Raw genomic sequence first — 7176 nt, forward strand, 5'->3', positions numbered from 1 at the left:
CACACAACTCTCCGTCATCATCTATATCAGGCCGCCAACTATGTGAACCATGCCGCATCTTACAGCCTCGGTTCGTCAGCTGCGGCGTTAGCACTTGTGGGTAAGAGACAGGGCTAAAGTCGTGGGTATCCGCGCTGTGGTATCTATGACACTCAGGCTGGCGACACCGACGATGAGTGCGATGACGAGACGAATCGGAAGTCCTTCTATCGCACGGTCGTCCGACCGAAACCGCTGGCTGATGGACATGGCCCGGAGTGGTTCCGGTTTGATATATAAACGTTCGTCCGAGGGTTCAAATGGGAAGTCGGGAGCATCCAACCCCATGGCACAGGTACTCGGACACAGTGGGGGGCGGTGTGGCGGGCGACCTCGGAACGTATCGAGCACGCGACGGGAGCCCCGGTGCCCGGGTCAGTATCGACCTCGACGGGCCACACGCCGCGCTGGTCGTCGGCAAACGCGGGTACGGGAAATCCTACACGCTCGGGGTGCTGGTCGAAGAGCTCACAGCGGCCGATGGCGTCACGCCGGTCGTCGCCGACCCGATGGGTGCGTTCACCACGTTCGCCGCCGTCTCCGATTTCGAAGTCGACGCCGACCCTCGCGTGTCCGCGAGCGCGCTCACGTCGCGGGCAGGGTGTGACATTATTCGGTCTCGACCACGAGAGTCCGACGGGGTCGCTCGTCTGGCGGGCCGCGCTCGACTCCGAGACGCTCGCCGAGATGGTTCGGTACGTCTCGAACGCGAACACGACGCAGGCCGCTCGGCGGGCGGCGCGAAATCACCTCGCGCTCGCCGACTCGTGGGACGTGTTCTCACCCGATGGACTCACGGCGGAAGACTGCGTGAGGTCCGGGTCAGGTATCGTGCTCGATTGCTCTGGATACAAGGTCAGCGCCGATGAACGCCGTCGTTCGAGCGATAGCCGACGACCTCTATCGTGCTCGGGTCACCGACTCGGTGGCGACGCTTCCGTGGTTGGTCGTGGACGAAGCTCACGCCTTCTTCGACGGCATCGCCGAACCAGCACTCAGAACCGTCGTGACGCGCGGGCGGCGTCCGGGCGTCAGTCTCGTCGCGGCGACACAACGCCCCGCTGCACTCCCCAAAGTCACGGTCTCGCAATCGGACGTGCTCGTGGCTCACCGACTGACCTCGCGGGCCGACCGTGACGCGCTGGCCCGCGCTCGACCGGGGTACATGCAGGAGTCGTTCGCCGCCCGGATGCCCGAGACGCCCGGTGCGGCAGTCGTCGTGGACGACGCGACCGAGAGCGTTCACGCAGTGCAGATTCGAGAACGACGAGTCGAACACGGTGGCGGGAGTCCGAGCGCGAGCGAACTCCGAAAGGGATAGGTGGCGGTGCTGACTGCACACGAACACGAGCGAGGGGGACTCTCGACGTGTCACCGCGACCCGCCTGCCGAGACCCGAGGCGTTCTGAGGAAACGATGTCGGTACAGGATACACACCCACTCAAACAGTTCGAGCCGATTCTCCTCGTTGCGGTCGGAGGATTCGTCGGTGCGACGCTTCGCTACGCGACGAGTGTTGCGTTTCCTCCCGGTGGGTTTCCGTGGGGTACGCTCGCGGTCAACGTCTCCGGAAGTTTCGCGCTCGGCGTTCTCCTCTACGAGGCGCATCTGGCAGACTTGCTCACGGCCGAAACCCGGCTGGTCGTCGGCACCGGCTTTCTCTCGTCGTTTACGACCTACAGCACCTTCGCGGTTCAAACCGCGAGTTTGTCGCCGACTCTCGCCGCCGTGAACGTCGTGGCGAACTACTCGCTGGGAGTCCTCGCCATCCTTCTCGGACGCCGGGTCGTTGGAGGTGTCGTCTCGTGAATCCGGTCTTGCTCGTCGGCATCGGTGGGACGCTCGGGGCACTGTGTCGTCACTTCGTCGGACAGTCGTTGCCGGGCGAGCGTGGGGCGACACTCGCAGTGAACGTCGCCGGAAGCTTCTTCCTCGGCGCTCTCACCGCCGGGTTGACCGAAGACCCCGCGATGCTCACGCTGTTCGGGACGGGATTCTGTGGCGCGTTCACGACGTTCTCCAGTTTCGCGTTCGAGACGGTTCGACTCTACGAACGCGGCGAACAGCGCAGGGCGGTCGGCAACGCGACGCTGCATCTGGTCGGTTCGCTGGTGGCGGTTGCGCTCGGCAGCGTGACGACGACGGTCGTGGTCTGAACGCGCTTACACCCGGTCGCGTCCGTCGGTCGCTCTTCGTGAAACTCTGACCCACGCGACGATGACTGCGGGCGTCACGAACAGGGCGGCGAGGTACGAGTAGAAGATACTCAGTGCGATAACGAGACCGAACTGACCGATTACGGGTGTGATTGCGAGGACGAGAATCCCGGTGCCCGCTATCGTCGTGAGCATGCTGCCAGTCAGTGCGCCCCCCGTCCCACGGACGGTCCGCGAGAGCGCGTCGAACACGTCCGCCTCGCCGTGAACGCCGTACTCGTCGGTGAACCGCTGGACCACGTGCGCGGAGTAGTCGATTCCTAACCCGAGCGCGATGGCGAGGACGGTCGCGGTGAGTGCGTTGAACGGGATTCCGAGTAATCGCATCGTTCCGGCCAGCAGTGCGACCGAGACGACAATTGGAACGAGATTGATGATGCCGAACACCGCCCGTCCGACGAGAACGCGATAGATGAACGTGAGAAAGACCGCCGTGGCGAACAGTGCTACGACGAGGCTCCGAACCGCAGACGTGAAGATGAGCGACGCGATGGACTGGAAGACGACGATTTCCCCGGTCGCGGTCGCGTCGAATCGATATCGGTCAGCGAGCGTGCGAGCGTCGCGCGTGATGGCCTCCTGTGACGCACTCCCTTTCATCGAGTAGACGACCTGCGTGCTTCGTCGGTCTTCGGCGAGGTACTGTAACGCCTGGTCGCGAACCGGCGAGGAGAGCAATCGGTCGTAGATGACCTCGAGGTCGTCGTCGGGGACGCCGTCGTCGTCGATGTCGTTTCGCCGAACGAGTCGCCGAAACTCCTCCGACCGGGCGCTGTAGCTCCGAATGACGCTGATGATGCTTTCTGTGTCGGCCTGTCGCTCGGTGACGAGAAACGCCTCCGGTGGATTCCGATTGGCCTGCTGTATTGATTCGAGTGCGAAATCCTCTCGTAGTGGCCCCTCGACGAAGATGGTCACCGTGTCGTCCTCTGCGGTGGCGAAGTTCTCGTCCAGAAAGTTGATGCTCTCCGTGACGGTGTACGTCTCCGGTGCGAACGGCTCGGGAAGCGATTCGAGATATGCCGGCGTCTCCTCGGGTGGCAAGAAATCCTCGTTCGAGAACGACGTGTCGATGCCCGTCGCGTAGTTTCCGGCCCCGACCGTCAACACGAGCGCGACGACGAGAACCGTCGTCGCGCTCCACCGGGAGAGTCCGACGCTCTTTTGTAACACTCGTCCCAAAAACGAGCCTTCCTCCCCGAGCGGACGGCGACCGAACGTGGGGAGGTCGAGTCGAACCCGGAGTCGGTCGGCCGTGACCTTCGCGGACGGCAGAAAGATGCCGAAGATGAGGAAGGTGAAGACGATACCGATTGCAGCGACGATTCCAAACTCCTGTATCGGTTGCAGCCGACTCGTGGCATTCGACGAGAACCCCAACACCGTGGTTCCGGTGACGATGAAGAACGCGACGAGGAGTTGGTCGGTCGCCCGTCGCATCGAGGGGCCGACCGCTTCTACGACGATACGCTCCTCGCGGTAGCGGTTTATCACGTGGATTCCATAGTCGATACCCACCGCGAGCAACAGCGGCGGCACGGCGACGAGCAGTTGGGTGAACGGGATGCCCACGATGCCCGTGAATCCCAGCGTCCAGACGATGGTCATCACCAGCGAGACGACCCCGAGCAGGAGGTCGATGGGGTCGCGGTAGGCGAACAGCAGGAAGACGAATATCAGTATCGCGGCGGCGGGGATGACGATGATGAGCGAATCGAAGGTGACGTTCGACAGCTCCGTCGAGATGATGCCGCTCCCGAAGACGCGGATGTCGCTATCGACGGTTGTGACGACTGCTTGTGACCGACTCTGGATTTCAGCGAGTGGGTCTTCGCCGCTCGCTTCCGCACCGGCTTGTTGGGAGACGCCGCGCGGAATCCCGTGTTGGACGATGCCGATGGTCGCCGACGCCGAGGCCGCACGACGATTGAAATCGTCACTCAGCAGTCGTCTGAACTCGGGATTCGACGCTGCCCGCCCAACGGCAGCATCGACCTCGGTTGGCGTCGCCCGTTCTACAGTTCGAATCTGCGCTTCGAGCGTCGTCGCGTTCGGGTCGAGGGTCTGTGCGACGATTCTCGCCGCACTCGCCGTCGATTCGACGCGCAACCCCTCTCGTCGTTCGAGGCGATACTGGGCTTCCAACATCGCTAGCAGTTCGGGTTTCGAGAGCACGTTTCTGCCCGATTGGATGAGCTGTGTGCTTCCGTTCTCTACCGCGAACGGCGACGAAAACTCTCGATTGACGGCATCGAACGCCTCCTGTGCCGGCGTGTCTTCGGTGAACTGGCTCGTTCCGGCCTCGGTCGAAACACGGGTCAGACCGACGCCGAATCCGGCGGTCAGGACGAGAAAGGCGAGCAAGACCACTCTCGACCGTTCGACGATCCACTCGTCGAGCCAGTCGATGACCGCCCGATACGCGACCACTCACCGCCACCTCCGAATCGCGCCGATGCCGACGATTCCGAGGAGTACGACGATTACGATGGCGAGCGGTAGTTCGAGTCCGGAACCGGTCGAAAACGGGAGCAAGCCATCGTCTTCTGGTTCCGTTACTCGCACTGGAACCTCGTAGGTGTCCGAGAGTTTCGTCTCGCCGTCGGGCGTCTCGTACTGGAAATCGAGCGACATCGGATACGTCCCCGCCAGCGTTCCACTTTCCCCACCGACCGTGAACCGAATCGTAGCCGATTCGTTCGGGGCGAGTCGAGGGATGAAGGCGTCGTTGTCGTCGATGGTCAGAGGACTGTCGACGAACGCCCGTGTGTCGATGTTTCGGAGGGTTCTGTCGTCGTTGTTCGTGATTTCGAGCGCGATGGTCGCGCTCGAACCGGCGGCGACCGACGCCTGTCTCGAGGTGACGACGAACTCGTCCTGTCGTTCGCCGACGAGCACGCGGGCCTCCAGCGGTTTGCTCTGCCGGGAGTCGTCGTCCTGATTCTGGTATCTGACCCGGAACGAGAGCTGTCGCGGCCCGCGGTCTGCGCTGTCGCTCACGTCGATTCGATAGCGGAAGGACTCGGATTCGCCCGATTCGAGGGTGCCAAGTGCGTATTCGGTCTCCCGTGGAAAGACGTTCTCTCCTTCGGACTGGAGGACGAGAACCGCGTTCGACGCCGGTTGTGGCCCCTCGTTCGTCACCGTTCCGGCGACCACTCCCTCGTCACCGACGCGAAGTGTGCTGTTCACGTCTGTGAGTGAAAACTCCTGTTCCGGGGCGGGGATGACGCCGATGACTTCCGACGTGGTTCGATTTCGTGTTCCGTCTTCCAGATACGACACCGAGATGCTGAACGGATAACTGCCGCCGACGGTGTCGTTGCTCGCGGTCACCTGATATTCGACGGTCACGTCCTGGTCGGTCGCCCACTCGCTGACGAACTGACTGGCGTTCCGTGACCCCCCGAGTCGGAGTTGGTCGTTCCGTGATTGTAGGGTAACGATGGCGTTGCTCACGTCGCGTCCCGTGTTTTCGAGCGTCAGAGAGATGGTTCCCGTATCGCCCGACTGTACGTTCGAGGAGATGTCCGTCACCTCGAATCGATCCAGTCGAATCGGTTCGGCGGGCCGAACGTCGAAGATGTACGGCCCGGCCTGCTTGCGAGAACCGTTCGTCGTAGTGTAGGAGACGACCGCCTGAAACGGGTAGTTTCGAACCTCCGCGAACTCCTCTGCGAGAAGTCTGTACGTGACGGTTCGCTGTTCGCCTGCCGACCAGTTGCCCACCGACTCGCTGGCGTTCTGTGAACGACCGAACCGGATGCTCTCGTTGGGTGATTGCACCATTATACTCGCGTTGGAGACGTCTTCACCGGTATTCTCGAACGTCAGTGAGAGATTCCCGGTTCCGTCGACCGGTACGTTCGAGGAGACCGAGACGAGTTCGAAGTCGCCGGTCGTTCGGTTGATGATCGTAGTCACCGTCTGCTCTGCACTGGTCGTCGTTGTTCCGTCGGTGGTCGTCTGTTGGACGGGTGAACTGCTCTCCGCAACGACGTGGCTGCCTGCCTGCGATACTAACAGGAGTGCGACGATAATCGAAACGACTCCCCCCCGATTCATGCGTCGAGTCCCGTGTAAATCGCTCTACTCCCCTCGATTGGCGTCATCTGTCTCCCCCCAGTTTTGTCACGTGACGGAGAATCGTATAGGTTTGCCTCTGGTTTCGGCGACCGTTTCCCGAATCGCTATCGTTTCACCCACCAGAGAAGAAAACGCCCGAGGCGGGATTCGACGGTTTCTGCTCACTACGTTGCGCGGCCACACCGCTGATCGGCTTCAAATCCTTTTCATCCCGTTTTCTGCTTCCGGCGTTCGCTCGGCGTAGACGCATCGCTCACGAGTTGGAAGCAGAAAACGCCCGAGGCGGGATTTGAACCCGCGTCACAACCGTGACAGGGTTGTATGATGGGCCACTACACCACCCGGGCCTGATAACGCAACTACACCTACTCTGCGCCCTTATTAAGGGGTGTCGATTTCGTTATCCATTGTTATTGTTTGGCGCACCTTGTCGTGATCAGTGACTTTCCGGAATTTCACCGCCAAACTCGTACTCTTTCGCCCAGTTGATCGAAGGATGATTTATCTGAGCATCGAATCGGAGTTCCATCTTCTGTTCCGTTGCTTCGTCGATATCTATCCAGTAGATTTTCTCATTTTCCGGATATCGGACGAGAAAAGCGTCTACCTTCCCGTGATACGTTTTCTCGTGATATCGCCCCTGTTTGGTCGTCTGTGAGTGGGTATTGAATCGCATCGTATCTTCCTTGTTCGTCCAGCCGGTTTTACACTGGACTGAGCGTGTCATAGAAAGCCTCCCAAGGGAGGCCGCAGGGTTTTGAAACTGTGTCCAGCAGTACCAACGCCCTGCAAGACGTCGCTTCGGTAGACGACTTTTTGAATGCGGCGGCGACCG

General features: G+C 61.2%; 4 protein-coding genes, 1 tRNA gene and 3 pseudogenes. 3 read left to right on the forward strand and 5 right to left on the reverse strand.

The features are described from left to right. Positions 1 to 144: 144 nt before the first annotated feature. Positions 145 to 243 (reverse strand): annotated as a pseudogene (locus tag ACR3FF_RS24800) (carboxypeptidase regulatory-like domain-containing protein); the annotation flags it as partial. Between the two features lie 56 nt (positions 244 to 299). Between ACR3FF_RS24800 and ACR3FF_RS24805 the strand changes: the two are divergent. The 3 genes and pseudogenes from ACR3FF_RS24805 (at position 300) to crcB (ACR3FF_RS24815) (ending at position 2195) form a co-directional block, all read left to right on the forward strand. Beyond that, positions 300 to 1360, forward strand: a pseudogene (locus tag ACR3FF_RS24805) (ATP-binding protein). A gap of 95 nt (positions 1361 to 1455) precedes the next feature. After that, a complete protein-coding gene (crcB, locus tag ACR3FF_RS24810; protein ID WP_458190795.1) occupies positions 1456 to 1848 on the forward strand; it encodes a fluoride efflux transporter CrcB in 393 nt (130 codons plus the stop codon). Continuing rightward, on the forward strand, positions 1845 to 2195 hold the full coding sequence (crcB, locus tag ACR3FF_RS24815) for a fluoride efflux transporter CrcB (protein ID WP_458190796.1): 351 nt from the start codon (positions 1845 to 1847) through the stop codon (positions 2193 to 2195). The genes crcB (ACR3FF_RS24810) and crcB (ACR3FF_RS24815) overlap by 4 nt, the downstream gene beginning before the upstream one ends. A 6-nt stretch (positions 2196 to 2201) precedes the next feature. Here crcB (ACR3FF_RS24815) and ACR3FF_RS24820 read toward each other — a convergent pair whose 3' ends face one another. The 4 genes and pseudogenes from ACR3FF_RS24820 to ACR3FF_RS24835 all read right to left on the reverse strand — a co-directional run. After that, positions 2202 to 4685, reverse strand: a complete 2484-nt coding sequence (locus tag ACR3FF_RS24820; RefSeq protein WP_458190797.1) for an efflux RND transporter permease subunit — start codon at positions 4683 to 4685, stop codon at positions 2202 to 2204. After that, positions 4686 to 6320, reverse strand: a complete 1635-nt coding sequence (locus ACR3FF_RS24825; protein WP_458190798.1) for a COG1361 S-layer family protein — start codon at positions 6318 to 6320, stop codon at positions 4686 to 4688. Between the two features lie 295 nt (positions 6321 to 6615). Beyond that, positions 6616 to 6688, reverse strand: a tRNA-Asp gene (locus ACR3FF_RS24830). An 89-nt stretch (positions 6689 to 6777) separates the two neighbouring features. After that, positions 6778 to 7056, reverse strand: a pseudogene (locus tag ACR3FF_RS24835) (group I intron-associated PD-(D/E)XK endonuclease); the annotation flags it as partial. Between the last annotated feature and the right edge of the window lie 120 nt (positions 7057 to 7176).

This window comes from Haladaptatus ordinarius, from assembly GCF_054177595.1.